At 70.0% G+C, this 15,175-nt stretch carries 16 protein-coding genes; 7 read left to right on the top strand and 9 right to left on the bottom strand.

All coding sequences use genetic code 11. The features are described from left to right. Positions 1-302 precede the first annotated feature (302 nt). Positions 303-803, bottom strand: a complete 501-nt coding sequence (locus tag AOK17_RS40115; protein ID WP_055617563.1) for a hypothetical protein — start codon at positions 801-803, stop codon at positions 303-305. A gap of 37 nt (positions 804-840) precedes the next feature. Between AOK17_RS40115 and AOK17_RS40120 the strand changes: the two genes are divergently transcribed. Continuing rightward, the gene (locus AOK17_RS40120; RefSeq protein ID WP_055617564.1) at positions 841-2,253 is read left to right on the top strand and encodes a M1 family metallopeptidase; all 1,413 of its coding nucleotides are present in this window, start codon (positions 841-843) and stop codon (positions 2,251-2,253) included. Between the two features lie 13 nt (positions 2,254-2,266). On the opposite strand, the gene AOK17_RS40125 is transcribed toward AOK17_RS40120, so the two are convergent. The 3 genes from AOK17_RS40125 to AOK17_RS40135 form a co-directional block, all read right to left on the bottom strand. Beyond that, the gene (locus tag AOK17_RS40125) at positions 2,267-2,464 is read right to left on the bottom strand and encodes a DUF5708 family protein (RefSeq protein WP_055617565.1); all 198 of its coding nucleotides are present in this window, start codon (positions 2,462-2,464) and stop codon (positions 2,267-2,269) included. A gap of 178 nt (positions 2,465-2,642) precedes the next feature. Next, positions 2,643-3,158, bottom strand: a complete 516-nt coding sequence (locus AOK17_RS40130) for a GNAT family N-acetyltransferase (RefSeq protein ID WP_055617566.1) — start codon at positions 3,156-3,158, stop codon at positions 2,643-2,645. A 117-nt stretch (positions 3,159-3,275) separates the two neighbouring features. After that, positions 3,276-3,851: a TerD family protein gene (locus tag AOK17_RS40135; protein ID WP_055617567.1), complete on the bottom strand. Its 576-nt coding sequence runs from the start codon at positions 3,849-3,851 to the stop codon at positions 3,276-3,278. A gap of 241 nt (positions 3,852-4,092) precedes the next feature. Between AOK17_RS40135 and arfB the strand changes: the two genes are divergently transcribed. Next, on the top strand, positions 4,093-4,521 hold the full coding sequence (gene arfB / locus AOK17_RS40140) for an alternative ribosome rescue aminoacyl-tRNA hydrolase ArfB (protein WP_055617568.1): 429 nt from the start codon (positions 4,093-4,095) through the stop codon (positions 4,519-4,521). 117 nt (positions 4,522-4,638) lie between these two features. After that, positions 4,639-5,601, top strand: coding sequence for a sigma-70 family RNA polymerase sigma factor (locus AOK17_RS40145; RefSeq protein ID WP_079053554.1), 963 nt, complete (start codon positions 4,639-4,641; stop codon positions 5,599-5,601). A gap of 78 nt (positions 5,602-5,679) precedes the next feature. On the opposite strand, the gene AOK17_RS40150 is transcribed toward AOK17_RS40145, so the two are convergent. Next, positions 5,680-6,243 carry a flavin reductase family protein gene (locus AOK17_RS40150; protein ID WP_079053551.1) on the bottom strand — a complete coding sequence of 188 codons (564 nt, stop codon included), beginning with the start codon at positions 6,241-6,243 and terminating at the stop codon, positions 5,680-5,682. A gap of 423 nt (positions 6,244-6,666) precedes the next feature. On the opposite strand from AOK17_RS40150, the gene cdgB reads away from it, so the two are divergent. Then, positions 6,667-8,349, top strand: coding sequence for a diguanylate cyclase CdgB (gene cdgB, locus AOK17_RS40155; protein WP_055617570.1), 1,683 nt, complete (start codon positions 6,667-6,669; stop codon positions 8,347-8,349). A gap of 118 nt (positions 8,350-8,467) precedes the next feature. Then, positions 8,468-9,436, top strand: a complete 969-nt coding sequence (locus AOK17_RS40160; protein WP_055617571.1) for a carbohydrate-binding protein — start codon at positions 8,468-8,470, stop codon at positions 9,434-9,436. 147 nt (positions 9,437-9,583) lie between these two features. On the opposite strand, the gene AOK17_RS40165 is transcribed toward AOK17_RS40160, so the two are convergent. The 4 genes from AOK17_RS40165 to AOK17_RS40180 form a co-directional block, all read right to left on the bottom strand. Next, positions 9,584-9,934 (bottom strand): peptidase inhibitor family I36 protein, encoded by a 351-nt coding sequence (locus AOK17_RS40165; RefSeq protein ID WP_055617572.1) that lies wholly within the window; start codon positions 9,932-9,934, stop codon positions 9,584-9,586. Positions 9,935-10,065: 131 nt separating this feature from the next. Further along, complete coding sequence (locus tag AOK17_RS40170) at positions 10,066-11,004, bottom strand: 1-phosphofructokinase family hexose kinase (protein WP_055617573.1); 939 nt, start codon at positions 11,002-11,004, stop codon at positions 10,066-10,068. Between the two features lie 144 nt (positions 11,005-11,148). Further along, positions 11,149-12,402, bottom strand: a complete 1,254-nt coding sequence (gene nagA / locus AOK17_RS40175) for an N-acetylglucosamine-6-phosphate deacetylase (protein WP_079053552.1) — start codon at positions 12,400-12,402, stop codon at positions 11,149-11,151. Continuing rightward, positions 12,402-13,382: an ROK family protein gene (locus tag AOK17_RS40180; protein ID WP_079053553.1), complete on the bottom strand. Its 981-nt coding sequence runs from the start codon at positions 13,380-13,382 to the stop codon at positions 12,402-12,404. Before AOK17_RS40180 ends, nagA begins: the two co-directional genes overlap by 1 nt. A gap of 138 nt (positions 13,383-13,520) precedes the next feature. On the opposite strand from AOK17_RS40180, the gene AOK17_RS40185 reads away from it, so the two are divergent. After that, positions 13,521-14,786: an ABC transporter substrate-binding protein gene (locus tag AOK17_RS40185; protein WP_245697670.1), complete on the top strand. Its 1,266-nt coding sequence runs from the start codon at positions 13,521-13,523 to the stop codon at positions 14,784-14,786. A gap of 129 nt (positions 14,787-14,915) precedes the next feature. Next, entirely contained in the window at positions 14,916-15,155 is a 240-nt protein-coding gene (locus AOK17_RS40190) for a DUF3263 domain-containing protein (protein WP_055617578.1), read from the top strand. Positions 15,156-15,175 lie beyond the last annotated feature (20 nt).

Consider the following 15,175-nt stretch of genomic DNA (forward strand, 5'->3'; position numbering starts at 1 on the left):
CCGCTTACGTGTGTTGTCGGCCGCGGGTGCCGTTCTGGTCACTGCCCCCGTGCGTTGTCGGCTGCGTCCCCATCCCTGTCTCCGCTCCCGTGCGTATTCGGCCGCGGGTGTCCCCCGTCCCCGATTCCGTCTCCGGGGGCGGAAGGGGACGGCTTGCGTTGTGGTCCGGCTGTGGCTTCGGGTGTCGTTGGGCACGTTTGGGGTGTGGTCGCGCACACTCAGCCCGTCCGGCGTTTGAGGACGAGGCCGTTCAGGCCGATGCGGGGGTCTGGGGGCGGAGCCCCCAGGGGAGGCACGCTGAGTCAGGGCAACCTGGGGAAGCGGGCCTCAAGACTCCAGATCGCCGGGTTTTCGCGGAGCGCCTCGTGGAGGTCGGTCAGGTCCGCCAGGAGGTCGTGGAGGAAGTCGCGGGCCTCGCGGCGCAGTTCGGCGTGGGAGAAGGTGAGCGGGGGCTCGTCGCCGGGCATCCAGTCGGACTCGATGTCGACCCAGCCGAAGCGGCGCTCGAAGAGCATGCGGTCGGTGGACTCGGTGAAGTCGAGTTCGGCCCGCTGGGGGCGGGAGGCGCGGCTGCCGAGGGGGTCCTCGTCGAGTTGCTCGACGATGTCGCACAGCGCCCACGCGAAGTCGAGTACGGGCACCCATCCCCAGCCTGTGGACAGCTCGCGGTCCGCCTTCGTGTCGGCGAGGTAGACGTCCCCGCAGAAGAGGTCGTGGCGGAGGGCGTGGACGTCCGCGCGGCGGTAGTCGGTCTGCGGGGGGTCCGGGAACCGGGCGGAGAGGGCGTAGCCGATGTCGAGCACGTGGGTGATGGTGTCATGTCGTCTTAGGATCACCGTCGTGCCCCGATCTGTGCCCGTTGGTCCAGCGACCGTCGCCGTTCTGCTCGTGCTCGCCCTCGTCGGCTGTGACGGAGGGGTGAGGGGGACTGCGGGTGCGTCCGGGGTGCGGGATCCGTACTTCCCCAAGGCTGGAAATGGGGGGTACGACGTCACCCATTACGGGCTGACCCTCGACTACGGGCCCAAGGCGCGGCAGTTGACGGGGAAGGCGGAGATCACGGCTCGGGCGGAGCAGGATCTGAGTGCGTTCGATCTTGATTTCAAGGGGATGAAGGTCGAGTCGGTGGAGGTGGCGGGGAAGGCGGCGCGCTTCAACCGCAGTGGGGGACAGGAGTTGGTCGTCCGGCCTCGTGATGATCTTGATGAAGGGGCCGTGTTCACCACCGTTGTCCGTTACTCCGGTTCGCCCGAGACGATCACCGATCCGGACGGTTCGGAGGAGGGCTGGCTGCGGACGGAGGACGGGGCCCTCGGGCTGGGGGAGCCGACCGGGTCCATGGCCTGGTTCCCCGGCAACCATCATCCGAGCGACAAGGCCACGTACGACATCACGGTCACCGTGCCCGAGGGGCTGAAAGCCGTGTCGAACGGGGAGTTGCGGAGTGAGGTGACCAGGCGGGGGCGGACCTCGTTCGTCTGGCACGTGGGGGAGCCGATGGCCTCGTACGTGGCGACGGTTGCCGTGGGGGAGTACGAGGTGCGGCGGTCGAAGGGGCCGCACGGGCTGCCGGTGTACGTGGCCGTGGATCCCGGTCAGGCGAAGGAGAGCCGTGAGGTGCTCGGTCGTATTCCTGAGGTCATGGAGTGGGCCGAGCTGAATTTCGGGCCGTATCCGTTCTCGTCCGTGGGGGCGATCGTCGAGCGGGAGGACGACGCCGGGTATGCGCTGGAGACGCAGAACCGGCCCGTGTTTCCCGGTGCCCCGAGCGTCGAGCTGCTCGTCCATGAGCTGGCCCACCAGTGGTACGGGAACTCCGTCACCCCGAAGACCTGGCGGGACATGTGGCTGAACGAGGGCTTCGCCACGTATGCCGAGTGGCTGTGGGCGGAGGACCACGGGGGTGACTCGGCCCAGGACGTCTTCGATGCCCTGTACGAGGGCGACTACTTCGACAGCAAGGAAGACAACGACGCCGTCTGGGCCTTCCCGCCCGCGAAGCCGCCGAGTGCGGCTCGTATCTCCGACAGTCCCGTGTACGAGCGGGGCGGGATGGTGCTCCACAAGATCCGCCAGGCCGTTGGCGACGACACCTTCTACGACATCGTCCAGGGCTGGGCCGCCGCCCGTCGGCATGGCAACGCGGACACCGACGACTTCACGGCGTACGTGGAGAAGAAGGCGCCGGGCAAGGATTTCTCCCGGATCTGGGCTGACTGGCTCTACGGGGAAGGCAAGCCGGACCGGCCCTGAGGGGCGAGCTCGGTCAGCCCCTCGCGCTGCTCGTCCGTGTCGCCTGGAACAGGCCGAAGAGTGTCTGGACCCCGCCGATGACCATCATGACCACCCCGGCCTTGGGGAGGGAGACGAACGAGATCTCCACTCCGTCGGCGAACAGTTTCAGCGCCAGGCCGGCGAGAAGGGTCGCGGAACCTTCGGCCAGGTTCTTGGCGGCAGGACTCACTGGTGGACTCGCTTCCCCGAGACGCTCCGATGCGCCGGTTGCCTGCACGCAGGCCCGGACTGGATGCGTCTCATCGTAGGAATCACCAGGTCAGCGGGGCGTCGGCCGTGTGGACGAGTTGCGGCTACATCGTTCGAGGGAGTCGAGGGAGTCGGAGGGCGGGGGAGTCTGCGGCTCTCTAGCGGAGGATCTTGCGCAGTACCGCGCAGGGGCGGCCCCGTTGGCGGTCCTTGCGGTGGCCGATGGTCTCGTAGCCGATGGTCGTCCAGAAGGCGAGGGCCTCGGGGTTGTTGTCGAGGGCGGCCAGGCGTACGGCGTCCCGGCCCGCCTCGCGGAAGCGGTCCTCGATGTGGGTCGCCAGTTGTCTGCCGTATCCCCTGCCCTGTTCTTCCGCCGCCACCAGCAGCAGGCCGATCCAGGGATCCGGGTCGGCCGGATCCGGGTGGCGGGCGAGGGTGATCGCTACGGCGACGAGCTGTCCGGCGCTGCGGGCCAGTAAGACGTCCACGTCCGGGTTCGCCAGTTCGTCGGCCAGCGCCGCCGCCACCTGCTCCGGGCGGATGTCGTGCGGGTCCGGGAAGTCGCCGCTCAGGGCGTAGAACTCGTGGTTCGACGCGTAGAGCGCGGTGAGTTCGGTGAGGAGGGGGCCCGGGAGGTCGTGGTCCGGCGTGAGGGCCAGGGGTTCGATGATCACCCGCGGCAGGTTAGCCGGGCGAGGGTGGGTGAGTGGGGGTGCGGACGCGGAGGAGCCCCCGGTCCGGCGTACCGGATCGGGGGCTCCTCCGCTGTGTTGCTCAGGCGGGTTCGGCTGTCAGACGTTGACGCCGAAGTCCTGGGCGATGCCCGTCAGGCCGGACGCGTAGCCCTGGCCCACCGCGCGGAACTTCCACTCCGCGCCGTTGCGGTACAGCTCGCCGAAGACCATGGCCGTCTCCGTGGCCGCGTCCTCCGAGAGGTCGTAGCGGGCGATCTCGGTGCCGCCGGCCTGGTTGACGATGCGGATGTACGCGTTGCGGACCTGGCCGAAGTTCTGCGAGCGGGTCTCCGCGTCGTAGATGGAGACCGGGAAGACGATCTTGTCGACGTCGGCCGGGAGGCCGGCCAGGTTGACGTTGATCGCCTCGTCGTCGCCCTCGCCTTCGCCCGAGCGGTTGTCGCCGGTGTGGACGATGGTCTGGTCCGGGGTCTGCTTGTTGTTGAAGAAGACGAAGTGTCCGTCCGAGTAGACCTTCCCCTGGGGGTTGACCGCGATGGCCGAGGCATCCAGGTCGAAGTCGGTTCCCGTGGTGGTGCGGACGTCCCAGCCGAGGCCCACGGTGACGGCGGTCAGGCCCGGAGCCTCCTTGGTGAGCGAGACGTTGCCACCCTTGGACAGGCTTACAGCCATTGTTGGGAGTCCTTCCCTCGTTTGACGTACGTACGGGTCGTGCGGTCCTGCGATTGTGCTGTCCTGCGGTCCTGCGCGTCGGGCTTCGTACGGGACGAAGCTACCGGCACCCCTATGAACGCCGAAGGGGGTCCCCAGGGTTCCGCACCTCTTTACTTTCTTTACCTAGTCTCGCGGAGGGGTGTGGCGGCGCGCCGAAAAACGGGTGACGTGGACCGGACAGACAAGGGACCATGGGGGCATGTCCGGTCCCTACGTCATCCGTGGCTCCGTCTCGCTGCCCGAGGCCGAGCTCATGTGGCGTTTCTCGCGGTCCTCCGGGCCGGGCGGGCAGCACGTCAACACCTCCGACTCCCAGGTCGAACTGCGCTTCGACCTGGCGAAGACGGAGGCGCTGCCGCCGGTGTGGAAGGAGCGTGCCCTCGCCAAGCTGGCCGGGCGGCTCGTCGACGGCGTCGTCAGCGTGCGTTCCTCCGAGCACCGCTCCCAGTGGCGCAACCGCGAGACCGCGGCCGTCCGGCTCGCCTCCCTGCTCGCCGAGGCGACCGCCCCGCCGCCGAGGGCCCGCCGCGCCACCCGGATCCCCCGCGGGATCAACGAGCGCCGGCTGCGTGAGAAGAAGCAGCGCGGCGACATGAAGCGGGGACGCTCCGGGCGCGACTGGACCTGAGAGTCCGAGTTCTCTGTCACATCCGCGTTCTCTGTCACATCCGCCTTCCGCCGTCCGTCTACTCCTCGACGGGCCGCGCAAGCGCGCGGAACAGCAGTGGCGGAGGAGATGCGGCGCATGAGCGGGGACGAATTCCTGACGCCGGAAGAAAAGGCTGAAGGAAAGTCAGAAGTCGGGCCGCAAGGCAAATGGAACGGCTCGGGGAGCGGCGGCGGTACCGAAATTCTCGCCCTGCGGTTCGAAACGCACCGGGCCCGTCTGCGGGCCGTCGCCCATCGCATGCTCGGTTCGTTCGACGAGGCCGACGACGCCGTTCAGGAGGCCTGGCTCCGGCTCAGCCGGTCGGACGCCGGGGCGGTCGAGAACCTGGGCGGCCGGCTGACGACCGCAGTCGGCCGCATCTGTCTCGACATGCTGCGCTCCCGCCGGACGCGCCGCGAGGAGCCGCTGGACGAGCAGCCGGGCGTACGGATGCCGGAGCCCGTCCTCGCGCCCGTCGGCGGGGCCGACCCCGAGCAGGAGGCGCTGCTCGCCGACTCGGTGGGCCTCGCCCTGCTCGTCGTACTGGAGACGCTGAGCCCGGCCGAGCGGCTCGCCTTCGTGCTGCACGACCTGTTCGCCGTGCCCTTCGACGAGGTCGCGACCGTGGTGGGGTGCTCGCCGGCCGCGACCCGTCAGCTCGCCGGCCGGGCGCGGCGCCGGGTCCAGGGTGGCGCGCCCGCGTCCGAGGGCGATCGCGACCGGCGGCGGGAGGTCGTGGACGCGTTCCTGGCCGCCGCGCGCGACGGTGACTTCGACGGTCTCGTCGCGGTGCTCGACCCGGATGTGGTGGCACGGTCCGGGGCCGGGGTGACGACCGGCGCGGCGGCCGTGGCATCCGGCGCGATCGCGTTCGGGCGGCTCGCCGCGGTCGGGCGGCCCGCCCTCGTCAACGGGGCCGTCGGCGTCGTGGGCCTCGTGGACGGGCGCCTGGTCAGCGTGCTGTCGTTCACAGTCGTACACGGCCGGATCGCGGTGATCGACATCGTCCGGGAGCCGGAGCGGCTGGCCGGGCTCGACGTCACCTTCCTGGAAGGGTGAGGCGGACCGCCGACACCTTTGCCACGGACACCTCTGTCGCCGCCACCCCGACCGCGGTCACCCCCACCCCGACCACCGCTATCCCAACTGCCCGTACCGGCCCCGGAAGTACGTCAGCGGTCCGCTCTCCGTGTTCGGTGCCGAGGACGTCAGGACCCGGCCGATGACCAGGGTGTGGTCCCCGGCCGTCACCCGCTGTTCGGTCCGGCACTCCAGGGTCGCCAGGGCGCCGCCGATCAGCGGGGCCCCGGACACCTCACCGCGTACCCACAGGAGGTCCTCGAAGAGGAGACGGTCGGAGATACGGCCCTTCATGGCGAAGCGGCCCGCGATCTGGCGCTGGTTCTCGGCGAGGACGGAGACGGCCCACATGGGCTGTTCGTCGAGCAGGTCGTCCATGCGGGAGCCCTCGCGCAGGCCGACCATGACGAGGGGCGGGTCCAGGGACACGGACATGAAGGAGGTCGCCGTCATGCCGACGTCCTCGCCGCTCGGGCCGTCCGGGTCCGGCTGCGGCTCGTGCGCGGTCACCAGGACCACACCCGCGGCCAGCCGGGACATGGCGGCGCGGAACTCGTCGTTGCTCACCCCCTCAGCATGCACGGGCGGGGCGGAAGGGGCGGCAGAGGGAGTGTTCAGCACAAGAAGACGCTATTCTCCGGCCTCCGAACGACACATCGGGCCATGGGCCGAACCGGGTCCTAGGACCGAGGAAGGAGTGTGACTTGTGCCTCCTATCAGGCGCGCGCACATCTCCCACCAATTTGCGTTCAGTAAACGCACCGCGAAAACACAGAAACTCTACTCAATTGTTCATCTTCACCTGTGACTTGAGTCACAGGTGCCATATTTTGTTGACCCTGTGTACCGAGTGGGCAGCGCGCTGTGATTCAGTGGCGGGGACGCTGCGAGCAGTAGGCGATCAGTGGGACCGGCCGGTGAGCGGCCGGAGAGTGACCAGTGGGCGACCGGTAGTCGACCAGTGGTCGATCAGTAGGCGATGAGTACCGACGAGAAGCCTGGATAACTCTGGAGTTGCTGTCGAGCGTCTCGGGGAGAGCGAGCATGGAGACCGAGTCGGAGCCGTACGTCCGTCTTGCGACCCTGCGGCAGCTGCATCAGGTCATGGCGGACATGAACACGGCCCGCAGCCTGGCCGACACACTGCAGACCGTCGCCGACGGTGTCGTGACCGGCCTCGGCTACGAACTCGCCTGCGTCAACCTCGTACAGCCCGACGGTGACCTCGTGGTCGCCGCCCTCGCCGGGAACTCCGCGGCCGAGGCGCTCATCACCGGACGTGTCGGCTCCCGCACCTCCTGGGAGCGCCGGCTCACCATGGGCGAGGCGTGGGGCGATCTGCGCTTCATACCGCACACGGAGGGCTGGGTCCTCGACGAGGACGACGTCCCGCAGTGGTACACCGACGGGCCCGCGCCGCGCTTCGAGGACGAGTGGCACCCCGCCGACCGTCTCTTCGCGCCCATGTACACCCCGGGAGTCCCCGGCGGCTCCTGCGGCGAGCTGATCGGCGTCCTGTCCGTGGACCGGCCGCGCAACGGCAGGCACCCCGGCGCCTGGGGCCGCGAGGCCCTGCAGATGTACGCGTTCCAGGCCGCCATCGCCATCAGCAACGCGCGTCTACGAGCCAACATGCAGCGCGCGCTCGTCCGCCTGGAGCGGGAGCAACAGGCGCTGCGCGCCAGCGAGGAGAGCTTCCGGCAGGCCTTCGAGTACGCCCCGTCCGGCATGGCCATCGCCGAGATGGGCGGCGACCAGCACGGCCGGATCCTGCGCACGAACGACGCCCTGTGCCGCCTCCTGGGCCGGCCCGCCTCCTCGATGCGCCGCTACTCCTTCTCCGACCTCGTCCACCCCGAGGACATCGGCACCCTGCTGCGGACCTCCGCCGAGGGCGGGCGCGCCGAACTGAGACTCTGTCGCCGCGACGGTACGTACCTCTGGGTGTCGCTGCGCAACAGCGTGGTCGCGGACGCCGCCGACGGGCCGCGGTTCCTGCTCACCCACGTCGAGGACATCGAGGACCGCAAGCGCCGCGAGCTGCAACTCGCCCACCGGGCCTCGCACGACTCGCTCACCGGCCTGCCCAACTCCGCCGAACTGCGCTCCCGGCTCGGCGCCCGGCTGTGCGCCCGGCCCGCGGCGATCGAGCCCGGCGATGTCGACACCATCGACGCCGCGTACGGGTACGGGCCGGCCGAGCACACCGCGGTCGGCGTGTACGACGCGAACGGACACGGCTTCGACTACCGGTCGGGCTCCGAGGCGTTCGACGCCTACGACCACCATGTGCACACCGTCGCCCCGGAGGGCGAGCGGGACGACGGGACGAAGGGCCTCGCGGTCCTCTTCTGCGACCTGGACGGCTTCAAGTCGATCAACGACCGCTTCGGGCACAACGCCGGCGACGCGGTGCTGATCGAGGTGGCCCGGCGGCTCGGCGGCGCGGTGCGCGACGGGGACACGGTCGCGCGGCTCGGCGGAGACGAGTTCGTGGTGCTCGCCGACGGCCTCGGCCGCGCCGACGCGCAGGACCTCGCGGTACGCCTGCGCAACGAGATCATCCAGCCCATCAGGGTCGACGGCCGGGCCATGCGGGTCGGCGCCAGCTTCGGTATCGGGTGGGCACACTGCGGCATGACGGCGGACGAAGTCTTGCAGTCCGCCGACGAGCGGATGTACATAGAGAAACGGTCTCGTCCCAAAGCGCACAGGCGTGCGGGCTGATCCCCAGGTCAGCGATGCGATGCGAGCTGAGTCACCCGTTTGGGGCAGCGGGAGCGGGTAGGCTCGCCTTTCGATCCCCCGTACCGCATCTGAACCGCACCCGCTAGGAGACCTAGGGATGACGCCCGGCAACAACGGCGCGAGCACGCCCGAGGACGACGACCCGTTCGGCTATCTGTACGCCGACGGGCAGGCCGCCGGAGCCCAGCCGCCGAGCGGCGGAGGTGGCTACGGCTACCCCGGCTCGGTCAACAGGGTCCGGCCGGTGGGCGAGCGCCAGTACGGCCAGTCCGCCGCGCCGACCGCCCCCACCGCGCAGTACGGGCAGGTGCCCCAGCAGCAGGGGACGTACGGCCAGCCGAACGGGAACCACTCGGGGCCCGAGGCCTTCACCGGCGGCGAGCCCACCACGTACCAGCCGATGCCCGACCACGGCCGCGGTGGCGGTGGCGGCGGTCGGGGCCGCGGTCCCAACACCAAGGGTCTGCTGATCGGTGCCGTCGCCGTCGTGGCGGCCGTCGTGATCGGCATCGGCATCGCGATGCTCGGCGGCGACGGCTCGGACGACGACAAGGGCGGCGACGCGGCGGGCTCGACCCCGTCGGCCGCCGACAGCGCCGAGCCGAGCAAGGAGGCGTCGAAGCCGGCCGCGGACCCGGCGGACCTGCCGGAGATCGACGCGAAGGCCCTGAAGCTGGAGGGCGGCACGACCACGGCGTCCGACATCGCGGGCGCGAAGTCTGCCGGGGGTGTCTATGTGGCGGGCTTCAACCAGGTCGGCGCGTCGGTCGCCTGGAGCATGAACGAGATTCCCAAGAGCGGCAAGTACACGCTGTACGTCAACTACGGCGTGCCGGGCAAGGACGCCGACGCCACGCTCACGATCAACGGCAAGGCGCAGGGCCGCCCGCTCAACCTGGCGAACTTCGCCAAGGCCGCCGAGGGCGACTACGAGAAGGGCTGGACGCAGACGTGGGCCAATGTCCAGCTGAACAAGGGCACCAACGTCGTCAAGCTTTCCTGCGAGACGGGCAACCAGTGTGACGTCAACGTCGATCAGCTGTGGCTCGAAAGCGGCTGGAAGTAGCAGAGGACGAAAGACGGAGAGGCTCGACCTCGCCCTTTCGTGAAGCGCGGTGCTTCGCCTGTCACGGGCGAAGCACCGTCGACGTACCTCGGGGATGTACCTCAGGGAGGTACATCGGGATCGGCCCTCGATGTGAAGGCCGCGGCACTAGATCTTGTAGACCGCGATCCCGGTGACGGCGCCGGGGTTGTCCGCGTAGGTGCCCGGCTTCAGAGTGGCCAGCTTGGTGCCGCTGCCGCAGCCGCCGGAGACGTGCCAGAGCTCCACGCGATAGGACGTCTGGTTCGAGACGGACCGGTTGACCCTTTCGAGGGGGTAGCAGCCGGGTGTCAGGGAGTTGACGTGCCTCTCACCGGTCCTGTTCGCTCCCGTCCAGCCACACGCGTATCCCTTCGGACAGGTGTTGGGATCAGCAGCCGCGGCCGGTGTGACGAATGTGCCGCCCAGCAGCGCACCGGCCACGGCCGTCAGCGTCAGACTCTTCCTGAGCACGCTCATACAAAGCTCCTCTTTCCTTGATCAACTCGCTTTGCGATGCTAACTCAGGGGCGCACAGTTGTACGAGTTCATGACGTGACGCGTGATGCCAAATGTGCGTCAAATGTGCGGCGTGGCCGGGCACTTGGCGGTCACCGCGTCTCGACCTGACGTTGGAAAAGGTCCACGGTCACGTGGTTCACCAGTTCCTCGTACGCCGACCGGTCGAACTCCCCCGCCACCGGCGCCAGTACGGTCGCCGCGGACAAGGCGACCGCCCGGGAGAGCCGCTCCGGCCAGGGCAACCGCTCCACCAGCCCCGACAGCAGCCCCGCCACCACGGAGTCACCCGCACCCGTGGGATTGCCGCGTACGGCCCGCGGCGGAGCGGCACGCCAGTCCCCGTCCGGCGTACGGGCCAGCAGCCCCTCCGCCCCCAGCGACGCCACGACCGAGTGCGCCCCGCGCCGGCGGGCGTCCCGGGTGGCCTGCGAAGGGTCGTGCGAGCCGGTCAGCTCGGCCAGTTCGTCCGCGTTCGGCTTCAGGATGTCGGGCCGTGCGGCGAGCCCCCGCCGCAACGGCTCTCCGCTCGTGTCGAGCAGCACCGGAACCGCCAACGCCCGGGCGGTGCGCACGAGTTGGGCATACGCCCCGACCGGCACCCCGGGCGGCAGACTGCCGCACAGGGCCACCGCCGAAGCGGAGCGCAGCAGAACCTCGTACGCCTCCTGGAAGGCGGACCACTCGGCGGGGGTGACCGAGGGGCCCGGCTCGTTGAGTTGAGTCGTGTCACCGGTCGCCGTGTCGGCCACCGCGATCGTGCGACGGGTCGGGCCGGCCACCGGGACCAGCGCGTCCACGACACCCGCTGTGTGCGTGAGCTGCTCCTGGACCGCCCGCCCGGTCGCACCGCCCACGAAGCCCGTCACGGTGACCTCGTGGCCGAGGGCGGCGAGCACCCGGGCCACGTTCAGGCCCTTTCCGCCCGGCCGTTCGATCACCTCGGTGACGCGGTGCGAGGTGTGCGGTCGCAGACCCCGTACGCGATAGGTGATGTCGAGAGCGGTGTTCAGCGTGACCGTGAGGATCACCTGGTCCGGCCTCCCTCGAAGAGATTCGTCAAGTGGACGCGTGGAACGCGCTTGCCGGTTGTTCCGGAGGCCCGATCATGCCAAAGGGAACGGCGGTCGGCCCAGTCCTGAGGGCCAACCGCCGTACGGCAACACGGGTGTGAATCACCCCAGTTGGGGATCGACCACCCATTCGCCCCGGCGCATCACGCCCTTGAGCTCGAAGTCGGCGTCCAGCACCACCAGGTCCGCGTCCTTGCCCGGCTCCAGCGAGCCCACCCGGTCGTACAGGCCCAGTGACCTGGCCGGATTGCCCGCGATGGCCGAGACGACGTCCTCGATCGGCAGCCGGTCCACGGTCACCGCCCGCTTGAAGGCCCGGTCCAGCGTGAGCGTGGAGCCCGCGATCGAACCGCCCTCCACGAGCCGCGCCACACCCTCGCTGACCTCGACCTCCAGCGGGCCGAGCATGTACCGCCCGTCGCCGAAGCCCGCCGCGTCCATCGCGTCCGTGATGAACGCCACTCGGTCGCCGCCCGCGTGATGGAACGCCAGCTGCAGGGAGGCCGGGTGGAGATGGACACCGTCGTTGATCAGCTCGACCGTGATCCGCTCGTCCTCGAGGAGGGCGGCGATCGGGCCGGGGGAGCGGTGCCCGAGCGTGGGCATCGCGTTGAAGAGGTGCGTCGCCACGGTCGCTCCCGCGTCGATGGCCTCCACCGTCTGCTCGTACGTGGCGTCCGTGTGGCCGATCGCCGCGATGACGCCGTGCTCGGCGAGGAGGCGTACGGAGTCGATGCCGCCCGGCAGTTCGGTGGCGAGCGTGACCATGCTGGCCCGGCCGCGGGCCGCGTCGATCAGCTTGCGGACCTCCGCCGGGTCCGGGTCGCGCAGCAGCTCCTCGGAGTGGGCGCCCTTGCGGCACGGGGAGATGAACGGGCCCTCGAAGTGGATGCCCGCGAGGTCTCCCTGCTCGGCCAGCTCGGAGAGGAGTCCGGCGCGGTGGGCCAGGCCGTCCATGTCGCCGGTGACGGTGGAGGCGACGAGGGTCGTCGTGCCGTGCAGGCGGTGGGTGTGGATGCCCTTGAGGATCTCCTCGACCGTGCCCGAGGTGAAGGAGGCTCCGCCGCCGCCGTGGTTGTGCATGTCGACGAAGCCCGGCACCACCCAGTGGTTTCGCAGGTCCACCATGGGGGCGCCCACGGGAGCGCTCCCGGCGATCCGTGTGCCCTCGACGATGACGCGGCCGCCGGGCACCGTCCCGGTGGGGAGTACGACGTTGGCGCCCGAGAGGACCACTACGTGCGGGTCGGTCGGGGTTGGTCGCGCCCGCGCGGCGGAGCCGCATGATGTCTCGCCCCGCGCCCCTGAAGGGGCGCTGTCGTGCACCCCGGCCAGAGAAGTGCGCTCAGTGGTCATCAGGGGGTTACCTCCGAAGCGGGGTTGGAAGGGGAAGTGGTGCTCAGCAGGTCCCAGGCCAGGAGGCCCGCGCCCAGGCAGCCGGCCGTGTCGCCCAGTGCGGCGGGGACGATGGTCGGGAGTTTCTGGAAGGTGACGCGTCGCTCGACCGCGGCTCGTAGCGGTGTGAACAAGGTTTCCCCGGCTTCGGCGAGACCGCCACCGATGATCAGGGTGCGCGGGTCCAGCAGGGTGAGCGCGGTGACGAGCCCGTCGGCCAGCGCGTCCACCGCTTCCTGCCAGACCGCCAGGGCCCGCGGGTCCCCGGCCTCGACGGCCTTCGCGCAGTCCGCCGCGTCCGCGTCCGGGTCGCCGGACGCCTCGGCCCAGGCCTCGCTGACCGCCGCGGCGGACGCGAACCGCTCCAGACAGCCGCGCTGGCCGCACGGGCAGGGGGTGCCGCCGGGGCGTACGACGATGTGGCCGATCTCGCCGGCGAAGCCGTGCGCGCCCGCCTCCACGCGGCCGTCGATGCCGATCGCGCCCGCGATGCCGGTGCCGAGCGGCACGAACAGGAAGCGGTCGGCGCCCTGGCCCGCGCCGATCCGGCCCTCCGCGAGCCCGCCGGTGCGCACGTCGTGGCCGAGGGTGACCGGGATTCCGTCCAGCCGCTCGCTGAGCAGGTCCCGCAGGGGTACGTCACGCCAGCCGAGGTTGGCCGAGTACGCGGCGATGCCGCGGTCGGCGTCCACGATGCCGGGCACGGCGACGCCGACGGCCGCCGCGGGCTCGCCGAAGTGGCGCTCGCCGTGCGCGCGCAGATCGGCGGCGAAGGCGAGGATCGACTCGACGACCGAGTCCGGACCGTGCTCCCGGCCCGTGGCGCGACGGGCCCGGTGCAGCACGGGGGGAGTCCCCCCGGAGGGCGCGGCGTCGACCGCCCCCACGAGGGCGGCCTTCATTCCGGTGCCGCCCACGTCTAGGGCGATGACATGTCTCACGCGTACAGTGTCGCCCCTTACCCCGTGAGAGGTCTAGTCCACTCACGTGGTGTAGACCTTAGAGCGAAATTGCGAATCGAAAGCATGAGATCGCACGTGTGAACGAGCCGTGCGGGACGACAAGGTGGGGCGGCAGCGGTGCAGCGGCGAGTGACAGGTCTGATCGCGGTGGTGTCCGCGCTGGGCATGACGGCGGCCCTCGGCGGCTGTGGCGGTTCCTCCGGATCCGGGGACGTCACGCTGCGACTGGTCGCGGCCGACTACGGCGACTCCAAGGCGAACAGCTCCCAGCAGTACTGGGACGAGCTGGCCAAGGCGTACGAGGCGAAGAACCCCGGGACCAAGGTCGAGGTGAGCGTCTACTCCTGGAACGAGGTGGACGCCAAGGTCAAGAAGATGGTCGCCGACGGTGACGCACCCGACATGGCGCAGATCGGCGCGTACGCCGACTACGCCGCCAAGGGGCAGCTCTACAAGGCCGATGACCTGCTCTCCATCAACACCCAGGCCGACTTCGTGACCCGGTTCACCGAGGCGGGAGAGATAGACCGGACGCAGTACGGCATGCCGTTCGCCTCCTCGACGCGGCTGCTCTTCTACAACAAGGAGCTCTTCAGCGACGCGGGCCTCACCCCGCCGCAGACCTGGAGCCAGCTCGCGTCCGACGCCGCGGTCCTCAAGTCGCGTGGCGTGAAGTACCCGTACGCGCTGCCGCTGGGCCCTGAGGAGGCGCAGGCCGAGACGATGATGTGGCTGCTGAGCGGCGGCGACGGCTACACCGACACGGTCGGGTCGTACGGCATCGACTCCGAGCAGAACGTCCAGACCTTCACCTGGCTCAAGGAGAAACTGGTCGAGAAGGGGCTCACCGGACCCGTCGCGCCCGCGAATCTCAACCGTGCGGAGGCGTTTGCTGCGTTCACTCGGGGCGAGGTCGGGATGCTGAACGGCCATCCCACGCTGATGCAGATGGCCGCCGCGAAGGGCGTGAAGTTCGGCATGGTGCCGATGCCGGGGATCAACGGGCGGTCCAAGTCCACGATGGGCGTCGCCGACTGGATGATGGCGTTCAGGCAGCCCGGGCATGCCGAGCAGGTCGGGGACTTCCTCGACTACGTCTACAGCGAGAAGAACGTGCTCAAGTTCTCGCACGAGTACGACCTGCTGCCGGTGACCACGTCGGCGTCCGAGGCGATGTCCGCGGACAAGTCCGACGCGGATCTTGCCGGTTTCCTCGACGAGTTGCCCAATGCCGAGTTGTATCCCGTGGCCAAGACGTCCTGGGCGTCCGTCAGCGCGGACATCAAGCAGCAGATAGGCAAGGCGGTCAGCCCGAAGGGCAGCCCGGCGGCGATCCTGGGGCAGCTGCAGAGGGCGGCTGCGGCGGAGGAGAACGCGTCTTAGCTCCGCTGGTCGGTTTGGTGGGTGCGGGTCGGTGTGCTGGTCGCGCAGTTCCCCGCGCCCCTAAAGGACTGCGCAGTTCCCCGCGCCCCTATCGGGGCGCCTTTGCCGGGCTCCGCTAGCGTGCTGGGCATGGAAGACGCGGAGCTGACACCCCAGGAGCTTGCCGTTCTCGCGTTGGAGCGGCGGGGGTGGGGGTCGCCGGGGGCCAAGGAGCGGGCGATACGGGAAGAGCTGGGGCTGGCGCCGGTCCGCTACTACCAGCTCCTGAACGCCCTCCTGGACGCGCCGCGGGCCTTGGCTCATGACCCGGTCACGATCAACCGCCTGCGCCGGGTGAGGGATGTGCGGCGGGACGAGAGGGAGGGCTGAGGGCTTTTCCTCGCCCCCGC

It is taken from the genome of Streptomyces phaeochromogenes, assembly GCF_001418655.1.
Taxonomy (GTDB): domain Bacteria; phylum Actinomycetota; class Actinomycetes; order Streptomycetales; family Streptomycetaceae; genus Streptomyces; species Streptomyces phaeochromogenes.

Excerpts from the sequence above, each read along its gene's own strand:
- nagA (WP_079053552.1), bottom strand. The coding sequence starts at position 12,402 with ATGACCACTGAGCGCACTTCTCTGGCCGGGGTGCACGACAGCGCCCCT.
- AOK17_RS40190 (WP_055617578.1), top strand. The coding sequence starts at position 14,916 with ATGGAAGACGCGGAGCTGACACCCCAGGAGCTTGCCGTTCTCGCGTTG.
- AOK17_RS40160 (WP_055617571.1), top strand. The coding sequence starts at position 8,468 with ATGACGCCCGGCAACAACGGCGCGAGCACGCCCGAGGACGACGACCCG.
- arfB (WP_055617568.1), top strand. The coding sequence starts at position 4,093 with ATGTCCGGTCCCTACGTCATCCGTGGCTCCGTCTCGCTGCCCGAGGCC.
- cdgB (WP_055617570.1), top strand. The coding sequence starts at position 6,667 with ATGGAGACCGAGTCGGAGCCGTACGTCCGTCTTGCGACCCTGCGGCAG.
- AOK17_RS40145 (WP_079053554.1), top strand. The coding sequence starts at position 4,639 with ATGAGCGGGGACGAATTCCTGACGCCGGAAGAAAAGGCTGAAGGAAAG.
- AOK17_RS40165 (WP_055617572.1), bottom strand. The coding sequence starts at position 9,934 with ATGAGCGTGCTCAGGAAGAGTCTGACGCTGACGGCCGTGGCCGGTGCG.
- AOK17_RS40135 (WP_055617567.1), bottom strand. The coding sequence starts at position 3,851 with ATGGCTGTAAGCCTGTCCAAGGGTGGCAACGTCTCGCTCACCAAGGAG.